The 19,536-nt window shown below is 52.9% G+C and carries 18 protein-coding genes; 1 reads left to right on the top strand and 17 read right to left on the bottom strand.

What is annotated here, in order from left to right; genetic code table 11:
* Positions 1–8: 8 nt before the first annotated feature.
* From recG to fakA, 3 genes are all read right to left on the bottom strand, one after another.
* Positions 9–2,060, bottom strand: a complete 2,052-nt coding sequence (gene recG / locus IEY53_RS16120; protein WP_189026649.1) for an ATP-dependent DNA helicase RecG — start codon at positions 2,058–2,060, stop codon at positions 9–11.
* Positions 2,061–2,072: 12 nt separating this feature from the next.
* Positions 2,073–2,933: a DegV family protein gene (gene fakB / locus IEY53_RS16125; RefSeq protein WP_189026651.1), complete on the bottom strand. Its 861-nt coding sequence runs from the start codon at positions 2,931–2,933 to the stop codon at positions 2,073–2,075.
* Between the two features lie 83 nt (positions 2,934–3,016).
* A complete protein-coding gene (gene fakA, locus IEY53_RS16130; protein ID WP_189026653.1) occupies positions 3,017–4,798 on the bottom strand; it encodes a DAK2 domain-containing protein in 1,782 nt (593 codons plus the stop codon).
* A gap of 192 nt (positions 4,799–4,990) precedes the next feature.
* On the opposite strand from fakA, the gene rpmB reads away from it, so the two are divergent.
* Complete coding sequence (rpmB, locus tag IEY53_RS16135; RefSeq protein ID WP_189026655.1) at positions 4,991–5,179, top strand: 50S ribosomal protein L28; 189 nt, start codon at positions 4,991–4,993, stop codon at positions 5,177–5,179.
* Between the two features lie 102 nt (positions 5,180–5,281).
* Here the strand turns inward: rpmB and spoVM are convergent, their stop codons facing one another.
* The 14 genes from spoVM to remA form a co-directional block, all read right to left on the bottom strand.
* The gene (gene spoVM / locus IEY53_RS16140; protein ID WP_020431362.1) at positions 5,282–5,362 is read right to left on the bottom strand and encodes a stage V sporulation protein SpoVM; all 81 of its coding nucleotides are present in this window, start codon (positions 5,360–5,362) and stop codon (positions 5,282–5,284) included.
* A 182-nt stretch (positions 5,363–5,544) separates the two neighbouring features.
* Positions 5,545–6,210, bottom strand: a complete 666-nt coding sequence (gene rpe / locus IEY53_RS16145) for a ribulose-phosphate 3-epimerase (RefSeq protein WP_189026657.1) — start codon at positions 6,208–6,210, stop codon at positions 5,545–5,547.
* Positions 6,211–6,214: 4 nt separating this feature from the next.
* Complete coding sequence (gene rsgA / locus IEY53_RS16150) at positions 6,215–7,120, bottom strand: ribosome small subunit-dependent GTPase A (protein ID WP_189026659.1); 906 nt, start codon at positions 7,118–7,120, stop codon at positions 6,215–6,217.
* Positions 7,121–7,238: 118 nt separating this feature from the next.
* On the bottom strand, positions 7,239–9,461 hold the full coding sequence (gene pknB, locus IEY53_RS16155) for a Stk1 family PASTA domain-containing Ser/Thr kinase (protein ID WP_189026661.1): 2,223 nt from the start codon (positions 9,459–9,461) through the stop codon (positions 7,239–7,241).
* Positions 9,458–10,234: a Stp1/IreP family PP2C-type Ser/Thr phosphatase gene (locus IEY53_RS16160; RefSeq protein WP_189026663.1), complete on the bottom strand. Its 777-nt coding sequence runs from the start codon at positions 10,232–10,234 to the stop codon at positions 9,458–9,460. The genes pknB and IEY53_RS16160 overlap by 4 nt, the downstream gene beginning before the upstream one ends.
* Positions 10,235–10,240: 6 nt before the next feature.
* Positions 10,241–11,281, bottom strand: a complete 1,041-nt coding sequence (gene rlmN, locus IEY53_RS16165) for a dual-specificity RNA methyltransferase RlmN (protein ID WP_189026665.1) — start codon at positions 11,279–11,281, stop codon at positions 10,241–10,243.
* Between the two features lie 153 nt (positions 11,282–11,434).
* Positions 11,435–12,856, bottom strand: a complete 1,422-nt coding sequence (rsmB, locus tag IEY53_RS16170; RefSeq protein ID WP_189026667.1) for a 16S rRNA (cytosine(967)-C(5))-methyltransferase RsmB — start codon at positions 12,854–12,856, stop codon at positions 11,435–11,437.
* Positions 12,853–13,791, bottom strand: coding sequence for a methionyl-tRNA formyltransferase (fmt, locus tag IEY53_RS16175; RefSeq protein ID WP_189026669.1), 939 nt, complete (start codon positions 13,789–13,791; stop codon positions 12,853–12,855). The genes rsmB and fmt overlap by 4 nt, the downstream gene beginning before the upstream one ends.
* A gap of 6 nt (positions 13,792–13,797) precedes the next feature.
* Positions 13,798–14,277, bottom strand: coding sequence for a peptide deformylase (gene def / locus IEY53_RS16180; protein ID WP_189026671.1), 480 nt, complete (start codon positions 14,275–14,277; stop codon positions 13,798–13,800).
* Between the two features lie 80 nt (positions 14,278–14,357).
* Positions 14,358–16,892, bottom strand: coding sequence for a primosomal protein N' (gene priA / locus IEY53_RS16185; protein ID WP_189026673.1), 2,535 nt, complete (start codon positions 16,890–16,892; stop codon positions 14,358–14,360).
* 2 nt (positions 16,893–16,894) lie between these two features.
* On the bottom strand, positions 16,895–18,127 hold the full coding sequence (gene coaBC, locus IEY53_RS16190; protein ID WP_189026675.1) for a bifunctional phosphopantothenoylcysteine decarboxylase/phosphopantothenate--cysteine ligase CoaBC: 1,233 nt from the start codon (positions 18,125–18,127) through the stop codon (positions 16,895–16,897).
* A gap of 303 nt (positions 18,128–18,430) precedes the next feature.
* Positions 18,431–18,631, bottom strand: a complete 201-nt coding sequence (rpoZ, locus tag IEY53_RS16195; RefSeq protein ID WP_189026677.1) for a DNA-directed RNA polymerase subunit omega — start codon at positions 18,629–18,631, stop codon at positions 18,431–18,433.
* A 54-nt stretch (positions 18,632–18,685) separates the two neighbouring features.
* Positions 18,686–19,255, bottom strand: coding sequence for a guanylate kinase (gene gmk, locus IEY53_RS16200; RefSeq protein ID WP_189026679.1), 570 nt, complete (start codon positions 19,253–19,255; stop codon positions 18,686–18,688).
* A gap of 18 nt (positions 19,256–19,273) precedes the next feature.
* Positions 19,274–19,534 (bottom strand): extracellular matrix/biofilm regulator RemA, encoded by a 261-nt coding sequence (remA, locus tag IEY53_RS16205; RefSeq protein WP_006209218.1) that lies wholly within the window; start codon positions 19,532–19,534, stop codon positions 19,274–19,276.
* Positions 19,535–19,536: the final 2 nt, after the last annotated feature.

Genomic DNA, 19,536 nt, shown 5'->3' on the forward strand with positions numbered 1-19,536 from the left:
GTGCCTAATCAGTCAATTAAATCCCCCTGAAAAATCTGTTCCTGCTGTAAATAGTTCCGCAGCGCAGCATAATCCGCTGAAGTCCAGAAGGCCGTATCCCGCAGCAATTCGGCAGCATCATCACGTGCCTGCTCCAGCACCTCGAAATCCGCCGTCATATCGGCAAGACGGAACTCCGGCAGGCCGCTTTGTTTGGTCCCAAAAAAATCCCCCGGTCCCCGCAGCTCCAGATCGCGCCGGGACACTTCAAAGCCGTCATCGGTGTCTGTCATCGCACTCATCCGTTCCCGCCCAATCTCCGACTTCGGATCGGCTACAAGTACACAATAAGAGGCATGTTCGCCTCTTCCCACCCGGCCGCGCAGCTGATGCAGCTGGGACAAACCGAACCGGTCAGCGTCCATAATAATCATCAGCGTGGCGTTCGGTACATCAACTCCCACTTCCACCACTGTTGTCGACACAAGCAGCTGCAGCTCATTGCTGTAAAAAGCGCGCATAACTTCATCCTTCTCGCCGGGGGTCATCCGCCCATGCAGCAAACCCACCTTATAATTCGGAAAAGCCTGCGACATTGAAATATGCAGATCAATCGCATTCTGCACATCAAGCTTCTCTGACTCCTCGATCAGGGGGCAGATCAGATAAGCCTGCCGGCCCTGGTCGATCTCCCGGCTGATCAGCTTATACACCCGCTCCATCAGGTCATGTTTGACCCAATAGGTGGTGATAGGGACACGCCCCTTGGGCCGCTCGGACAACGTTGAGACATCCATATCGCCAAAAACTGTAATCGCCAGAGTCCGTGGTATCGGCGTCGCGGTCATCGTGAGTACATCGGGGTTGTACCCTTTACGCCGCAGTACACTTCGTTGATTTACGCCGAAACGGTGCTGCTCGTCCGTAACAACCATGCCAAGCCTGTGGAAAAAGACATCCTCCTGAATCAGCGCATGGGTGCCGACAACCACATCAATGAGGCCCATTTGCAGCGAAGCCAACAGATCCTTGCGCTTGCGCCCGTTCACACTTCCGGTCAACAGAGCTACCGTAATGCCGAAAGGCTCAAACATCCTCAGAAGTGAGCGCATATGCTGTTCGGCCAGAATTTCGGTAGGCACCATCAGCGCCCCCTGATATCCCGATTTCACCGATGCATAAAGGGCAATCGCCGCCAGCACGGTTTTGCCGGAACCTACATCTCCTTGCAGCAGCCGGTTCATACAGTAGGATGAGCGCATATCATGCAAGATCTCCAGCTCCACATGCTTTTGGGCATCCGTAAGCTCAAACGGCAGACTGCGTACAAACTGACGCACCGTAGCGTTATCAACGGTATGGACCACACCGTCCATTCTGCCGCGGTTAAGCACCCGGAACGCCTGTACCTTCAGTTGGAACAGAAACAGCTCCTCATAGACCATGCGGCGCCGTCCCTGCTGGCCTTCCCGTGTATCCTCGGGCCGGTGGATCGTTGCGATCGCCCGTTTGCGGGGCATAAAATCATATTTACGCAGAATAGACTGCGGCAAAATCTCCGGGATCAGCTCTCCATACTGCTGTAGAGCCTGATTAATCGTCTTCCGCAGCCAGGATTGGGTAATCTTGCCCCCAACCGAATAGACCGGCTGCAGCGTTCCCGTCTTCCCTTCCCCTCGGTCCGGAAATTCGGAATCCGTCACCGTGATCTGGCTGCGCTTCTGATCCCATTTGCCGGTGATCACTATCTCCCGCCCGACGGTCAGCTGCTCCCGCACATAATGGCGGTTGAACCAGGTGGCTGTGAACATCCACGGCTCCGCCACCATTTTGCAGCTCAGCCGTGATTTGCCCCCGAAGCGCTGCAGCACCGGTATGCCGATTACCTTTGCTTCTACAGTTACCTTATCTCCGTGTTTGACCTCGCTCAGCGTACGGGGACGGTAATCTTCGTACCGAAAAGGATAATACTCCAGCATATCCTTCACTGTAAATACGCCAAAGGCGTGAAGCTCAGCTTGCTTTGGAGCGCTCACGCCAGTTATTTTCTTCACTTCAATTTCGTTTAAAGACAGTGTCATGTTCATCCCTCATTATGCGGGCCAGATAAATACGGCTAACGTACCGTTGCCGACATGGCTCCCTACAACTGGGCCCACATTCGTCAGCACCTTTTCTTCCAATGTGAAGTGACCCTTCAGCTCATTCATAAATTCTTCACCGGAAGCCGGTTCAGCCGTATGACCCACGGCCACATTGATTTTGTCCACGCCCGGCAAATCTTTTTTGAACAGCTCAATCATGCGGGCAACTGCCTTTTTACGGCCTCTGACTTTCTCTACTGCATATATGGTTCCTTCCGGATCAATAGAGAGAATCGGCTTGATGTTCAGCAGCGTCCCCAGAATGGCCGACGCTTTGCCGATTCGCCCTCCTTTTTGCAAATATTCCAGGGTATCGACCAGAAAGTATAGCTTGCGCGCTACCCGCATTCTCTCCGTCGTCTCCAGAATCTCCTGAGGCGTTTTGCCTTCTGCCGACATCCTCGCCGCCTCTACAACCATAAATCCGAATCCGTAGGAAGCTGAGAGGGTATCGACAACAGTGATCCCCTCCCCATCTTCCTCCAGCATAGATTTAGCCATAACGGCGGATTGGTAAGTTCCGCTTAAGCCGGAAGAGATATGAAAAGAAAGAATAGAACAGTCAGGATTTCGTTCCAGAATATTGCGGTACACTTCCATATACTGAACCGGTGACGGCTGGGAAGTCGTTGGCAGCTGCGGGGAACGGGGAAGGCGTTCATAGAACTGCTCTGGTGTCATGTCCACTTTGTCCCGGAAAGCCTCTTCACCGAACATCAGTGTCAGGGGCACAACCTCTATGCCGTAAGCCTCCACCATTTCCGGTGGAATATCAGAGGTGCTGTCGGTAACGATAATAGTACGATTCATAGGCTTCCTCCCCAATCTGTATTTAACAAAAACCGCCATTCAGCCAGTTAATCACACAGCCCCGGAAACTAAGCACTAAGGGTCTAGGACTCCACCGAAAAAAGATAATAATAGATCGGTTGCCCGCCTTGATGAATTTCAACTTCGGCATCCGGATAACTCTCGTTCAGCCATGTGTTCAGCGCTTCCGTTACCTCTGGATCGGCTTCTTCACCAGTCAGCAAGGTGATAATCTCATCACCATTCTCCAGCATTCTGGACAGCAGTGACTGGCTGGCCCCCAGCAGATCATCCGCCGCAGCCACAATTTTGGAGTTCGAGATTCCAATATATTGTCCCGACTTAATTTGCATTTCATCAATTACTGTATCGCGGACGGCATGGGTGACCTGACCGGACTTGACCTGCGAGATGGCTTCCAGCATATTGCCGGTATTGGTCTCAACAGCGTCATCCTCCTGGAAGGCAAAAGCAGCTGCGATTCCCTGCGGAATGCTCTTGCTCGGAATCACCGTTACGTCGCGTTCACCCTCAAGCAAATCCTTGGCCTGCTGTGCGGCAAGCACAATGTTGGAGTTGTTCGGCAAGAGATAGACATGCTTCGCAGAAATGGAAGAGATCGCATTGACAAAATCCTCTGTGCTCGGGTTCATCGTTTGTCCGCCGGCCAATACCACATCAACGCCAAGGCTGGTGAAGATATCGGCAATGCCTGCACCGGAAGAGACGGCAATGAAGCCATAAGGCGCCATATCATCCGCCGGAGGAACGGCAGGAGCAGCTACACTGCTTTTCTCTTTCGGAATATCAGCGAATACCTCAGGCATCGGGGCAATATCCATCCCCGCCGTAAGCAAGTCCCTGTGCTGCTCGCGCATATTCAGGATGTGGATCTGGGTAATCTCCCCATACTGGAGGGCCAGGTTCATCACTTCGCCCGGAGCCTTGGAATGCACATGCACTTTGATTGTCTCATCGTCGGAGATTACAATGATGGAATCTCCGTTCACTGACAACGCTTGTCTAAACTTTTCCTCATCAAAATCCGCTCCCTGGCTGCTTTCAAGCTGACGATTAATGAAAAACTCCATATCATATAGAAATTCGATGTCTTCCGTAGACAGCTGCGATTGGGCCGAAGATTGCACGGATGATGTCACATGCTCGGGTTTCGTCAGTACGGGAACCTGAACCTGCACAGCTGCCGGAGCCTGTCCTTGCACTGCCGTCGCTGGCACGTTGGTACTGCCGCCGGTCAAATGCTGATGGAAGCCTTCATAAATATAGACCAAACCTTGTCCGCCGGAATCCACTACGCCTACCTGCTTAAGCACAGGCAGCAACTCTGGCGTATTGGCCAAAGCTTCCTTGGCCTTGGCTAATACTTCGGTCATCAGTTCGATAACATCGGTTGTGCGGCGTGCAAAATAAACCGCATGCCTGGCAGCTTCTTTTGCTACAGTAAGGATCGTTCCTTCTACAGGCTTCACAACCGCTTTGTATGCAGTATCCACTCCAGTTTGCAGCGCGGCCGCAAACTGCTGGGTATTTAATTCATCATGCTGTGCCGCGTATCGGCTAAGGCCTCTGAACAATTGGGACAGAATAACTCCGGAGTTCCCTCGCGCGCCCATAAGCAGGCCTTTGGAGAGCACACCGGCACATTGTCCGAATGAGGCGGTATTGTTTCTCTTCAATTCATTTGCACCTGCGGTCATCGTCAAATTCATGTTGGTTCCCGTATCTCCATCCGGTACCGGGAACACATTCAGGGAATTGACGTGCTCTGCATGCTGCTGCAGCTTCTCCGCTCCGGCGAGTACCATTGCGGTAAAATCAGTTCCGTTGATAGAACGCTTACTCAATGAGAATTCCCCTTCCTAACTTCATGCCTATTCAACTCTGTAGAATCTCTGGACATAATACACTAATTTATATTGTACTATAATAGCCAAAAGAAATAAATGTTTTTGAATCGGTTGACGAAGCAATTTTTGCTGTGATATTATATTTAAGTATTGTTTTATGCAGGTGTAAGTAACAAGGAGGTGTAATCTATGTCCCGCAAATGTGCTATTACTGGAAAGAAACCGAGCAGCGGTAACCACGTGTCTCACGCGAACAACCGCAACCGTCGTTCTTGGGGAGTTAACGTTCAGAAGGTCCGTATCTTGGTGAACGGCAAACCGAAACGCGTGTACGTCAGCACCCGTGCTTTGAAAGCCGGTAAAGTTGAACGCGTTTAGTCTTTAGCAATTCATAAGACCGAACGATATCTCATATGAAGCAAAAAGCACCCTTTACGTATGTAAGGTGCTTTTTTTCATGTTTTCTTTTCTTTTAAACCTTTAGCTTTTCTGAAATGTGTTCAAAATCGCTTTAACAAAACCTCCCAAAAATCTTGGCAGCTTAAATGTGTAAAATTTCATGGTTTACCCTCCCATCAATTCATGCCGTACGCAGGAGACCTTATTCTCTTCTGATTACCAAGCGCAAACGTACTGCAGACCTCTCCGGCTCCACAAAAAAAGGCTACATGAGATTTCTGCTCATGTAACCATATTTATGCATGAAGGACTTGGCCTATACCACAAGACCTCATATCTGGGCGTTAGCGGACGGCCGCTTCCGCAGCAGCCCGGATCGCCGAAATGGCAGCCGCACGGTCAGGCTGGCCAAACACGGCATTTCCGGCAACCAGCACATCCGCCCCCGCTTCTGCAACAAGCGGTGCTGTCGCTTCTCCAACACCGCCATCCACTTCAATCCGCAGTCCCGGATTCACTTCGTTCGCCCATTGGCGGATTTGCCGGATTTTACGCAGGGTATTCGGTATAAACGCTTGTCCGCCGAAACCCGGGTTCACAGTCATCACGAGGGCCAGATCCAGATCCTCCAACACTTCACGCAGCGCGGAAGCCGGAGTTCCCGGATTGATGGCTACCCCCGCCATAAGGCCCAGCTCTTTAATCTGATGCACTACGCGGTGCAAATGCACGCAGGCTTCCGCATGAACGGTGATAACCGCTGCTCCGGCCGCAGCAAAATCGGCAATATAACGTTCCGGAGAGGAGATCATCAAATGAACGTCCAGCGGCAGGGATGTATGCGCTGAGACTGCTTTTACAATCGGCGGGCCCAGCGTTATGTTCGGCACAAAATGCCCATCCATGACATCTACATGGATCCAGTCCGCACCGCAGGCCTGCACTTCTGCCACTTCGGTGCCGAGGGCAGCGAAATCCGCCGACAATATGGATGGTGCTAATAAAATCATCGTTTCAGTACCTCCGTTTTTTGTCTTTCATTTCATTAAAAAACAGTTTGTAATGCTCATAACGGCTATCCGCAATCTCCCCTGCTTCCCAGGCTTTGATGACATGGCAGCCAGGTTCATGCAAATGGGTGCAGCCGCGGAATTTGCATTGTCCTGCATAATCCGCGAACTCCCGGAAACAAGTGGACAGCTCTTCCACACCCAGCTCCAGAAAATCCAATTGGCTAAAGCCGGGAGTATCCGCAACAAAACCGCCATCTCCGATATCCATCAGCTCGACATGCCGGGTAGTATGACGGCCGCGCCCCAGGCGCAGGCTGATCTCTCCTGTCTCCAGCTCAAGCCCCGGAACAATACGGTTCAGCAAGGTAGACTTGCCTACTCCGGACTGTCCGGCAAAGACACTGATGCCACCGCCAAGCCGCTTCCGCAGGTCCTCGCTGCCGATACCTGTTCGCGAGCTGGTAACCATTACCTCGTAGCCAATACGCTCGTACATCTCCTTAACCACTTGGGTGGCCTCGCCATCATCATCCGCCAAATCCTGCTTTGTTAACACAATCAGCGTATCCAGCCCTGAATGCTCAATATGAACCAGGAACTTATCGAGCAGATTCAGGTTCATATCGGGCTCGCGCACCGAGAATAACAGCACAGCCAGCGTCACATTGGCTACAGGAGGACGAATCAGCTCGGATTCACGCGGATGCAGCTCATCCACCATGCCTTCCCCATTCTCAGTCAGACTATAGACAACCCGGTCACCAACAAGAGGAGACTCTCCTCTTTTTTTGAAGATTCCCCGGCCTCTGCATTGAACCGATGTCTCATGGGATGCGATCAACCCTTCACGGAGCGGTTTGACATAATAATATCCGCTTAGTGCCTTAACGATTATTCCTTCAGGCATACATCGTTAGCCTTCCTCTCCTGATTTTACGAAAATGACCCAAGCTTGAACTCCCCGGGTCATTTCGCTGCGGCAGACATCGCAAATCGGTTAGGATTCCGTATCGCTGCCGCTTGTATCATTCTTTCTTAACTTTGTTCTTAGCCTTCTCAGACGCCTTGTTGCTTGCAGGTGAATCGCTTAGAAGTCCCGTCTGATCCACACTTCCATTCACCGGTGTTTCACCGCCGTTCTCCGCACCCGGCTCCGGCAGAATCTCCGGTTCAATGGTTGGTTCCGGTGTAGGTGTAGGCTCAGGAGTCGGCGTAGGCTCAGGAGGAGCTTCTGTAGGTTCCGGTGTCGGATCTGTGGATGGCTCCGGCTGCTCCACTGTCCCATTCTTGGCATCCATGTAGGAAACGGAATACGTCTCGATGAGTTCGTCATCACGGAAAACGGAGATCACCCCATCTTTGTTGGGAGCCAGCACCAGATTGACCGGCAGCACCTGGCTTTTGCCAATGGTACGGTCGCCCCATTCCTGTTTTTCGCCATTATTGCGTGCATCGTAGAACTCAATCTGGATTTTAGACTTCTTCCCGTCTTGTGCTGGAGCAACCGGTACATTAAATGTATAATTCAGGGCTTCCGGTGGATATCCTTTACTGAGCGTAATGGTCACCTTGGAACCCGGTGCTGCCGGTGCCCCCTTGTCGAAGGGCCACTGTTTCATGACCTGGCCCTTTTCTACTGAAAAGCTGTTGTCTTCCAGCACCTCTTCAAGGACTAGACCTTTCTCTTCCAGCTTCGCCTTGGCTTCTTTCTCCGTCAGGTTCATCAGATCCGGCATCGCAACGCTCTCTTCGCCTTTGCTTACCATAAGCACGATTGAAGCAATCTCCGGGTCAAACTCGCCCTGTGCCGCCGGATCAGAGCTGATAACGAGGCCTGGTTCGACTTCTGCACTGAAACGGGGATCTTGACTTATCTTATTCTGCGGCACTCCCATCTCGATCAGTTCCTGTACAGCTTCATCATAAGTCTTGCCCGATAATTCCGGCATGGTCGGCAGTGGTTTGGTTATGCTGACTGTAAGCACAATGGTGCTGCCTTCCTTGACCATTGTCCCCTCTTTCTTGCTCTGCTTCCACACAGCATTCTCCGCGAAATTCGGGTTATATTCCTGAATGACCGGCTCCTCCACTTCAATGGCCAAAGCGGTGAGTTTGGCCTTGGCCTCCTCCAGGGGAAGATTGATTACACTGGGAACTGCAACCTCATGAACAACCAGCTTCGCATTCACATACCAAACTACACTGAACATAGCCAATAACAGTACCAAGGTAAGACTGATCCATAAGGCCGGACGGCTCCATTTCTTCTTGCCCTTTGGCAAGGGTGTGCGTTCATCTTCACGTCTCATCTGATCTTCACCGGAATTCTTTGCACCACCGGTGCGCTGAATCGGCTTAATGGCCGGAATGATCCGGGTGCGTTCCTCGTCATCTTCATCATCGAAGAACACCTTTGATTCACTGCGCCTTTCAGGCAGCAGGCAAGTCTCCAGATCCTGCAGCATCTCCTTGGCAGACTGGTAACGCTCCTCCGGGTTCTTGCGCATGGATCTTAGAATAATATTCTCGACGCTTTGCGGAATCAGCGGATTAAGGAGCTTCGGCTCCTCAAACTCCTCCTGCAGATGCTTCAGGGCTACACTGATCGGGCTTTCCCCCAGAAAAGGCAGGCTACCGGTCAGCATTTGGTAGAGTACAATGCCCAGTGAATACAAATCGGACTTTTCACCTGTGGTGACGCCTTTGGCATGCTCCGGGGAAAAATAATGGACTGAACCCACGACAGAACCGGTCTGTGTAATTGTAGTGGAGGTGACCGCACGTGCGATTCCGAAGTCGGTTACCTTGACCCGCCCGTTCCGTCCGATCAATATATTATGAGGTTTGATATCCCTATGGATAATCTGATTCTGGTGGGCATGGTCCAGCGCATCACAAATCTGCGAAGCTATCCGCACCGATTCATCCACTTGCAGCGGGGCCCGTTCTTTGATAATTTCGTTCAGATTCTTGCCTTCCACATACTCCATAACGATATAATGAATTTCGTCTTCCTGTCCTACATCATATATGCTAACCACATTCGGATGAGACAATGATGCCGCAGATTGCGCTTCCCGCCGGAACCGGCGTATAAATTCCTCATCATGTACAAACTGGCTGCGCAATACTTTAATGGCGACGTTGCGATTCAATAAAATGTCATGGGCCCGATAGACAAGCGCCATTCCACCTCCGCCGATCCGTTCAATGACTTGGTAGCGGCCGCCCAATTCGTGACCGATCATCTATCCCACTCCTTTGCTTCGGGCACAGCGGCCTCTCCTTGATGTTCTAACATAGCGACGCTGATATTATCACCGCCGCCGGCAAGCAACGCCAGCTGAAGCAAGCGGTCTGCTCTTTCCTCAAGCGATATCTCAAGAATACCCGCAACCTTGCCCATATGCTCCGGACTGACAAAGTTGCTTAACCCGTCACTGCATAAAAGAAGCACATCCTCTTCTTCAAGTGCAATCGGAACCAGGTCAACAGCGGTCACCGCATCGGTGCCAAGTGCGCGGGTAAGCACATTGCGGCGCGGATGGTTACCCATCTCCTCTTCGCTGATCTGGCCGTTTCTGAACAGCTCATTAACCAGCGTATGATCCTCGGTTAGCTGCAAGGCGGCTCCGTCTTTAACCAGATATGCCCTGCTGTCACCGATATGTCCAATATATCCGGCCGATCCCTTCAACAGAACGGCTACGACAGTAGTACCCATATTATGATACTTCTCATCGCTTGCCGCTTCCTTGAAGACCTTGTCATTTGCTTCCAGAATCGCAGCGGATAATTCGGTGCCCAGCTCTTCACCCGGCAGATCGGGCTCCAGACCTTCGAGCCTGTTCTTAATGGTCTCTAGTGCTAGCCTGCTTGCGATATCACCCGCCAGATGTCCTCCCATTCCATCGGCAATAATGCCGAGGGTATATCCGTGACAAATGGTGCCGATCCAGACGGAATCTTCATTGACCGTCCGAACCCGGCCAATATCGCTGGCATGAACTGTTCTGATCAAATATCCTCACCCCAACTCCATATGTTTGGCGCGCAGCTGACCGCATGCGGCCGCAATATCATGGCCCTGCTCCCGGCGAATAGTAACGTTCACGCCGTGGTCGGCCAGAATACGTTGAAACTCAAAAATATCATTGCGGGAAGTACGCACATATTTACGCTCCGGCACATGGTTGACCGGTATCAGATTGACATGGCAGAGCATGTTCTTAATAACACCGGCAAGCTCTTCTGCATGCTCCTTCTGATCATTGACCCCACCAATCAGGGCGTACTCAAAGCTGATGCGCCGGCCGGTCTTGGCCTGGTAGTACCGCAAGGATTCAATCACATCATCAAAAGGATAACGGCGGTTCACCGGCATCAGCTTTGAACGCAGCGCATCATTGGGCGCATGAATCGAAATAGCCAGATTAATCTGGGTATTCTCCTCGGCAAATTTGTAGATGCTTGGCACAATACCGCTTGTGGAGACTGTAATATGACGCTGTCCGATGTTCAGACCTTTCTCATGGATCATCAGGCGCAGAAATCTCATGGTGGCATCATAATTTTCGAAAGGCTCGCCTGTACCCATGATCACAATGCTGCTGACACGTTCGCCGCGGGCATCCAGGATTTGCTGGGAGCGGACCACCTGGGCTACAATTTCGCCTGCCGTCAGGTCCCGCTTCAATCCTCCAAGCGTAGAAGCACAGAAGGTACAGCCTATGCGGCAGCCAACCTGAGTTGTAACACAGACACTGTTGCCATAATTGTGCTTCATAATTACGGTCTCGATGGCATGGTCATCATGCAGGCCAAACAGGAACTTCACGGTTCCGTCCTTGGACTCCAGCTTGGTTATTTCCGAGAGCGCCGAAAGAGTGAATTGATCATTCAGCTTCTGGCGCAGCCCCTTGGACAAATTGCTCATGGACTCAAATTCGTTAACACGCTTCACATAGAGCCAGTCAAAAATCTGGCCTCCCCGAAACGCAGGTTCACCATTCGCCTTGGCCCACTCTTGCAACTCTTCCAAAGATAAATCATATATTAAAGGTTTCATTGTAATTTGCACCTGTTCTTTCCTTAAGGATATGCTTATTGTTTCTCATTCTTCCTATTTTAACACAAAATTCAGAGACGGTAAAAAGAAATACCCCGCCGCACGGGAGCCCGTCGGGCGGGGCAGAACAACCATTGACTGCCAAAGTGTTGACTACAAGACTCTTTGAAGCCGGCAAATATAAAATCCGTCACTGCCATAATGCTGAGGCAGCAGCTGAATCCCTTCGCTCCCGGCCAGCGCAGTGCCCTTTAGCCTGTCCCACAAAGGCGTATCAAAACTCACTGCCTTAAAGCCGGGATTCCGCTGCAGGAAAGCTGCCACCACCTCATCATTTTCCTTCTTTTCCGTGGTGCAGGTACTATAGACCAGAATGCCGCCAGGCTTGAGCAAAGCGGACACAGATTGCAGCAATTGTTCCTGCAATACCGCTACACTTTCCACATCCTCCTGCTGTTTGCGCCATTTCAGATCCGGCTTGCGGCGGATCACGCCAAGTCCCGAGCAGGGAGCATCCAGCAGGATTCGGTCAAAGGATTCAGGCTCAAGCTTGCTCTCCAAATCCAAGGCATCGGCATGCCCTGTATGGATGCTCTCAAGCCCAAGACGGGAAGCCTGATCAGAGATCAGCTTCGCTTTGTGAAGATGCAGATCATTGGCGTAAATATAACCCTGATCTTTCATCAGCTCACCCATATGTGCACTTTTGCCGCCCGGTGCCGCGCAGCAGTCCAGTACCCGCATTCCGGGTTCCGGGGCTACGGCTTCTGCCACCAGCATGGAGCTTTCATCCTGAACAGACAGGTAGCCGTCACGGTACCAGGAAGACAATGCCAGATTGCCGCCGCCTTTGACGACTATTCCATAAGGGCTAAGTTCCGATGCCGCTGCCTGCAGACCTTGGGCCTCTATTTGCTCCAGCAAGGATTCGCGGCTGATCATCGTGGTATTCACACGGACACTGACCGCAGGGGGTTCATTATTGGCCGCACAGATGGCCTCAGCTGTCTCGGCCCCATACTCGGCAATCCAGCGCCGAACCATCCAGAGCGGATGGGAATGCAGGATCGCAATGCGTTCTTCCTGACTGAGACCCTCGGCCAAGACCGGCAGGTCCCCGGCACGGAGCACGCTGCGAAGTACCCCGTTAACCATCCCGGAGATCCCCTGGTGTCCGCGTTTCTTGGACAGATTCACAGCCTCGTTGACCGCAGCATGCGAAGGAATACGGTCAAGATACAGGATTTGGTATAAGCTCAGCCGCAGCAGGCTTCGTACCCAGGGCTGCAGCTTCGCGATCCCTTTGCTGACAAAGCTGCCAAGCACGTAGTCCAGGGTGTTCATGCGCGAAATGGTGCCATAGACCAGTTCTGTGGCAAGGCCTGTATCTTCCCGGCTGAGTGAAGACTTCTGCAGGCTGCTGTTCAGCAGCAAGTTGCTGTAGGCCCCCTGCTGCTCTACCCGGACAAGGACATCAAGAGCGACCTCCCGGGCTGAAGCCGGGGGAGCTGCGGGTTTGTTCTTGGGGTTGCCTGTTCCGCGTCTTTGGCCGCCGCCGTTACCGCCCGCGCTCATTCCAGCACCGTGCCGGGCTTCATGGCTGCGCCTCGGCTGAAATCGGCGGCACTCATGGCTTTTTTGCCAGCCGGCTGGACCGTGGTCAGCAGGAGGCTGCCGTCACCGGAGCGCACCTCAACACCGCTCTCATTGACCGCAAGGACCGTGCCGGGCAGCTCAGGACCGGCAGTGCTCCCTGAACGGGGAAGTTCAGAAGCCCACACCTTAAACGTTTCGCCGTTCCAGAGGGTAAATGCGCCCGAGAACGGCACCAGCCCGCGAATGCGGTTGTAGATCTCCCGCGATTCCGCACTCCAGACAATCCGTTCGTCGTCACGGCTCAGATTCGGCGCGTAGCTGGCTTCACTGTCATTCTGCGGAGTAGCCTGTACGCGTCCAGACAGCAGATTCGGCATCTGCGCCTTCAGCAAATCACGGCCGGCCAGGCTGAGTTTGTCAAACAGGGTCCCTGAAGTGTCTGTCTGCTCAATCGGCACTTCCACACGGGAGATCATGTCGCCGGTATCAAGTCCTTCCGCCATATACATCAGCGTGACACCGGTGACCTCCTCGCCATTAATGATGCAGCGCTGGATAGGTGCACCTCCCCGGTATTTGGGGAGCAGTGATCCGTGTACGTTCACACAGCCATTCTGCGGCAGGTCCAGCACGGCCTTGGGCAGAATCTGCCCGTAGGCCGCAGTAACGATCAAATCCGGCTTATAGGCAGCAAGCTCAGCCACCGCCTCCGGGCGCCGCAGCCGTTCCGGCTGGAATACAGGCAGACCCAGTGCCAGCGCAGCTTCTTTAACCGGCGAAGGCATCAGCGTCTTTTTCCTTCCTTGCGGCCGGTCAGGCTGAGAGACAACTGCGACGACATTGTAGCCTTCCTCCACCAGCATTTGCAGACTGGGTACCGCAAAAGCGGGGGTTCCCATAAATACGATCCTCACTTAGCTTCACTCCTCGGTTTCGTCTGCGGTCATCTCATAGATTTTCTCGGCGATATCCGTGAACAGCACCCCGTTCAAATGGTCGATTTCATGCTGAAAAGCCCGCGCCAGCAGTCCGCTCCCGGTAATTGTGATTTCTTTGCCCTCGCGGTCCAGTCCACGCACGGTCACAGTCTCTGCACGCCGTACATCACCATTGATCCCGGGAATACTGAGGCATCCTTCCGGTCCAAGCTGTTCACCTTCGGTAGATACTATTTCCGGATTGATCATTTTGATCAGTCCGTGTTCTTCATCGGCATCGATAACAATAAGCCGTTTCAGGATACCGACCTGCGGCGCGGCAAGACCAACACCCTCAGCATCATACATAGTATCCGCCATATCATCCAGCAGTTTCTTTACATTGGGGGTAACCACACTTACTGCTTTTGCTGTTTTGTGCAGCACCTCATCCGGGTCTATAACGATCATTCTGATTGCCATTCCTTAACACCTTCCCTGTCTGAACATATCTTTATCATAAGTATAGCGGTTCTTTAGTATTTCATTCGAACATCATGCCGTTACATCAACATCTGCGGATCTACGTCAATGCTGATCTGCAGCCCCGTATCACGCGCCGAATCCTCCAGCTCCTCCGCCACTTGACGGGCCAGTCCAATGGCGTCAATGGTGCCCCGCCATTTAATCATGCACTGGAACCGGTATCTGCCTTTGAGTCGCGGAATAGGCGATGCTACCGGGCCCAGTAAATCAAGCGCATCGGAGGAGAGCTTGTCCAGGCTGCCATACCATCTGAGCTGCCGCGCCTTACCTTGGATATTCAGCGCATAATTCTCGGCCAGACGGAGCAGCAGCGGCAGCTGCTCATGAGAGAGCGTGACGAGAATCAGCCTGCAGTAAGGAGGATAATGCAGCCCTTTGCGGTGCTTCAGCTCTTCACGGACAAAAGAATAGTAATCATGCCCGCTCGCGTGGACAATCGAGTAATGCTCGGGTGTATACGATTGGACCACAACCTCACCGGGAAGCTGATGCCGGCCAGCCCGGCCGGCTACCTGGGTCAGCAGTTGGAAGGTCTTCTCGGCAGCGCGGAAATCCGGCAGATTCAGTGCCGAATCGGCCGTAATTACGCCCACCAGAGTCACATCGGGGAAATCCAGTCCCTTCGCCACCATCTGTGTACCCAGCAGCACATCCGCCTTCTTGTCCCTGAACTGGTTCAACAGCTTCTCATGGGAGCCCTTCTCAGTTGTTGTATCCACATCCATCCGGATGACCCGAATACCGGGAAACAGCTTGCCCAGCTCTTCTTCCACCCGCTGTGTGCCCGTTCCAAAAAAGCGGATATGCTCGCTGGCACATTCCGGGCATACCTTCGGAGCCGGCTCGGCATGGCCGCAATAATGGCAGCGCAGATTATCGCTGCGGCTATGATAGGTCAGCGATATATCACAATCCGGGCAGCCGGCCACATAACCGCAGCTGCGGCACATCACAAAGGTTGAGAACCCTCTGCGGTTCAGCAGCAATACGGTCTGCTGGCCGTTCTCCAGCCTGTCGGACAGCGCGCTGTGCAGCCTGCGGCTGAACATAGATCGGTTGCCTTCCTTCAGCTCCTCGCGCATGTCCACAACATGCACCTTCGGTAATTCATTGCCGAGCGCCCGGGATGGCATTTCCAGCAGCACCGGCGAGAAATGAATATCGCTTTGCGCCCTTGCGGCATGGTAGCTCTCCAAAGAAGGTGTGGCAGAGCCAAGAATAACCGCTGCCCCTCCTTGCTCCGCTCTGCGGACCGCCACATCACGGGCGTTGTATTTCGGGTTCTCTTCCTGCTTGTAGGAAGTCTCGTGTTCTTCATCCATAATAATAAGTCCGAGATTGGCAAAAGGCGCAAAAACTGCCGAACGCGCACCGACAGCCACAGTCGCCTTGCCTTCCCGGATTTTACGCCATTCGTCATAGCGCTCACCAACAGAGAGGCGGCTGTGCATGACGGCAACGCCGCTGCCAAAACGGCCCTTGAACCGCTCCACCATCTGCGGCGTCAGCGCAATCTCGGGCACCAGCACAACAGCCTGCCGGCCCTGGTTCATGCAGCGTTCAATACACTGCAAATAAATCTCGGTCTTCCCGCTACCGGTCACCCCATGCAGCAGGAAAACCTCATGCAGCTGCTCATCCACTGTCCGCGAAATCCGGTTATACACGGATTGCTGCTCCGCTGTAAGCGGCAGAGGTGAGCTCGGCTTGAAATCACGGCCGCGATAAGGGTCCCGGTACACCTCGATCTCAATGATCTCGATGTATCCCTTTTCTTCCAGGGCTTTAACGGTACCCGCGGTCACCTGCAGGATGGACAGCACTTCTTTCAGCGGCAACGGAAGCATGGCCTCCATCTCAACAAGGAACGCCAGCACTTCCTTTTGGCGCGCTGAACGGGCCGGGAAGCTCTCCAGCGCTTCCTGGGCCGAATCAATGCCGATTGCCAGCTCCACAGCCTTCAGCTTTTTTTTGCCCATCTTATCCTTGATCGACTGGCTTTCCGTCAACACACCGCGCCGCAGCATGAATTTGACGGTTTCCGCCGCTTCCGGAAAAGCCCGGGTGAGCTGCTTCATGGAGACTTCACCGCCCCGTCTGACGAACTCGGTGATCTCCCTTTCCTCCCCGCCTGTATCCGGGAACATCAGGAACAACTCGTCTTCCTGAGCAGCCTCAGACTCTTCGGCCGTATCGCCCAGTGCGATCAGCCGCTCCGCTTTGCCTTTGAGGGCTGTAGGCAGCATCGCCTGCAGGGCGGATATCCGCCTGCAGGCATAACGGCGGCTCATCCAATCCGCCAGCTCTACTAGCTCCGGGGATAATGGAGGAAGCAGATCCAGCACCTCCTGGATCGCTTTCAGCCCGGGGATCGTCCCCTTCTCCCCCGATTCCAGAGATACCACGAAGCCTTGGACAGTGCGGTGTCCAAAAGGCACCGCCACCCGGCTGCCCACCTCAATCCACAATTTCAATGATTCCGGGATCAGATAATCATAAGGACGGTCAGTGCTGCGAACAGGAACATCGACAATGACCTTCGCTATATCCATCACTATTCAGCTCCGGGCAGGCGTTTCACAGCCAGCGTCAGCAGCTGCTTTGCCACCTCATCCTTGGACAACAGGGGCAGCTCAAGCACCAAGCCATCCTTGTCATAAATAGAAACAATATTGGTATCCAGACCAAAGCCGGCGCCAGGGGTCCCCACATCGTTGGCAACGATCAGGTCACAATTCTTACGGGCCAGCTTCTCTCTGGCATACGCTTCAGCACCACCAGTTTCGGCGGCAAAGCCGATTAGCAGCTGCTGCTGCTTCGTGGAACCCAGCGTCTCCAGGATATCCTTTGTTTTTATCAGTTCAAGCGTCATGGTGTCTCCGCTTTTTTTGAGCTTGGAGGGCGCTGCTTCCTTGGGGCGGTAATCCGCGACAGCCGCTGCCTTAATCAGCATGTCGCAGCCGTCCCATACTCCGGTAACCGCCTCATACATCTCTTGTGCAGATTGAACACGAATGACCTTGATGCCCGGGTTCTGCGGCGGTGCTTCATCTGTACGCGCCGCGACCAGAGTGACCTCTGCACCCATCGCCTGTGCGGCGCGGGCCAGGGCAAAACCCATTTTGCCGGATGAATCATTGGAGATATAGCGGACCGGATCAATCCGTTCCACGGTCCCTCCGGCGGTCACAACCACCTTCCGCCCTGCCAATGGTCCGGCTGCCGCCTCGGCTTGCCGCGCAAAAAAAGCCTCAACTACCCGAACAATCTCCTCCGGCTCTTCAAGTCTTCCTTTGCCCACATAGCCGCAGGCCAGGAGACCCGAACCCGGTTCAATGAACTGAACACCGCGGCTGGCCAGAAGCTCAATGTTGCTGAGGACAGCCGGATGCTGGTACATATGGACATTCATCGCCGGAGCGACCATAATCGGAGCTGTCGTCGCAAGCAGCGTTGTGGACAGCATATCGTCTGCAAGACCATGGGCCATTTTGGCGATCATATTGGCAGTAGCCGGAGCAACCAGGACCAGATCAGCGGCATCTGCCAAATCAATATGAGACACGGAAGCGGGATCGCGTTCCTGAAAGGTGTCACTGTATACCCGCTGTTTGGACAGCGTCTGCAGTGTCAGCTCCGTGATGAACTGTTTGGCAGAATCCGTCATAATGACATGGACCTTTGCTCCCTTTTTGACCAACATGCTGGTCAGGGTAGCAGCCTTGTATGCAGCAATTCCCCCGGTGATTCCGAGCAGTATCGTTTTGTCCTTTAAGCTATTCAACATGATCTCCCCCTCTTCCCTGTCCTCCAGAATGTTTCATCTGCCTGCCATAACGGCTGCTCCATGATCCTAATAAATGTCCCCGTTCCCGCAGAAATACCAGGTAAGCCTAAGAAGCGCTCCCTTTATTGATATTTGGAGAAAAAAATAACAACCTTCCGGTTGTCAGGAACAGCCCGGTCCGGGCTTATGATCGTTAAGTTGCTGCAGGTCAAACCTAAAAATATAAGCAATTTACAACAGTAGATTATAAATTGCTTATATCTCAAAGTTTTGATCCCCGAAAACGGCAAATGCCGGCAGGTCCTACTCTTCGCCGCGGGTTACCGTAATCCGGTCTTCGTAAATCTCTTCCAGCGCAACACCGACATATTTATGAGATTTCGGCGCCTTGATCTCCGTCTTGCCGCCTTCGCGCAATTGTCTTGCCCGTCTTGCTGCTGCAACCACGAGCGAATATTTGCTGTCAACCTTGGTCATCATTTCATCAATAGATGGATATAGCACATAGACACCTCTTCGTCATTTACTGTTAATACGGCAATTCTTCTTCCGGAACCATTATCTCACTTTACAATGTTCGGCGATAATGATGCTTTCTATTCGCTTGCAGGCCAGATCGATCTCGTCATTCACCACGGCGTAATCATAGTGGCGCATAAGGCCAATCTCATCTTCCGCCACGGACATGCGGTGGTTAATTACATCCGGATGTTCTGTGCCGCGGCCACGTATGCGGTCTTTCAACTCGTCCATGGACGGGGGCAGCAGGAACACAAAAATGCCTTCGGGGAATTTCTCTTTGACCTTGAGCGCTCCCTGAACCTCGATCTCCAGAATAATATCCCTTCCGCTTTCGAGAGTTCTTTCCACAAAGTCACGCGGAGTCCCGTAATAATTGCCTACGTACTCCGCATATTCGAGCAATTGATCGCCTTCAATCATGTCCGCGAATTGCTCTCTGCTTTTGAAGAAATAGTTGACGCCGTCCTCTTCGCCCATACGCGGACTGCGTGTGGTGGCAGAAACCGAATAGATCAGTTCTGGCATCTTCGGCCGCAGGGCCGTGCACACAGTTCCTTTACCTACACCGGACGGTCCGGATAAAATGATCAGCAATCCTTTTGACATAGTACACTCCATTTAATCTTATTCGTCATTATCATCGTCTTTACTGGATAAACGATGGGCGACAGTCTCCGGCTGAACCGCCGAGAGGATGACATGATCACTGTCTGTAATGATTACGGCGCGGGTTCTGCGGCCGTAAGTGGCGTCAATCAGCATATGCCGGTCTCTGGCCTCCTGGATAATCCGTTTGATCGGTGCAGATTCCGGGCTGACTATGGAAATAATACGGTTAGCCGATACGATATTCCCAAAGCCGATGTTGATAAGTTTGATAGCCATGT

The sequence above is a fragment of the Paenibacillus albidus genome (assembly GCF_014644435.1).
GTDB classification, from domain to species: domain Bacteria; phylum Bacillota; class Bacilli; order Paenibacillales; family Paenibacillaceae; genus Paenibacillus_AQ; species Paenibacillus_AQ albidus.

What these genes read in the sequence shown, in the direction of transcription:
- recG (WP_189026649.1), bottom strand. Translation starts at nt 2,060, where the DNA reads ATGACACTGTCTTTAAACGAAATTGAAGTGAAGAAAATAACTGGCGTG.
- fakB (WP_189026651.1), bottom strand. Translation starts at nt 2,933, where the DNA reads ATGAATCGTACTATTATCGTTACCGACAGCACCTCTGATATTCCACCG.
- rpmB (WP_189026655.1), top strand. Translation starts at nt 4,991, where the DNA reads ATGTCCCGCAAATGTGCTATTACTGGAAAGAAACCGAGCAGCGGTAAC.
- spoVM (WP_020431362.1), bottom strand. Translation starts at nt 5,362, where the DNA reads ATGAAATTTTACACATTTAAGCTGCCAAGATTTTTGGGAGGTTTTGTT.
- rpe (WP_189026657.1), bottom strand. Translation starts at nt 6,210, where the DNA reads ATGATTTTATTAGCACCATCCATATTGTCGGCGGATTTCGCTGCCCTC.
- rsgA (WP_189026659.1), bottom strand. Translation starts at nt 7,120, where the DNA reads ATGCCTGAAGGAATAATCGTTAAGGCACTAAGCGGATATTATTATGTC.
- pknB (WP_189026661.1), bottom strand. Translation starts at nt 9,461, where the DNA reads ATGATCGGTCACGAATTGGGCGGCCGCTACCAAGTCATTGAACGGATC.
- rlmN (WP_189026665.1), bottom strand. Translation starts at nt 11,281, where the DNA reads ATGAAACCTTTAATATATGATTTATCTTTGGAAGAGTTGCAAGAGTGG.
- rsmB (WP_189026667.1), bottom strand. Translation starts at nt 12,856, where the DNA reads ATGAGCGCGGGCGGTAACGGCGGCGGCCAAAGACGCGGAACAGGCAAC.
- def (WP_189026671.1), bottom strand. Translation starts at nt 14,277, where the DNA reads ATGGCAATCAGAATGATCGTTATAGACCCGGATGAGGTGCTGCACAAA.
- priA (WP_189026673.1), bottom strand. Translation starts at nt 16,892, where the DNA reads ATGGATATAGCGAAGGTCATTGTCGATGTTCCTGTTCGCAGCACTGAC.
- coaBC (WP_189026675.1), bottom strand. Translation starts at nt 18,127, where the DNA reads ATGTTGAATAGCTTAAAGGACAAAACGATACTGCTCGGAATCACCGGG.
- gmk (WP_189026679.1), bottom strand. Translation starts at nt 19,255, where the DNA reads ATGTCAAAAGGATTGCTGATCATTTTATCCGGACCGTCCGGTGTAGGT.
- remA (WP_006209218.1), bottom strand. Translation starts at nt 19,534, where the DNA reads ATGGCTATCAAACTTATCAACATCGGCTTTGGGAATATCGTATCGGCT.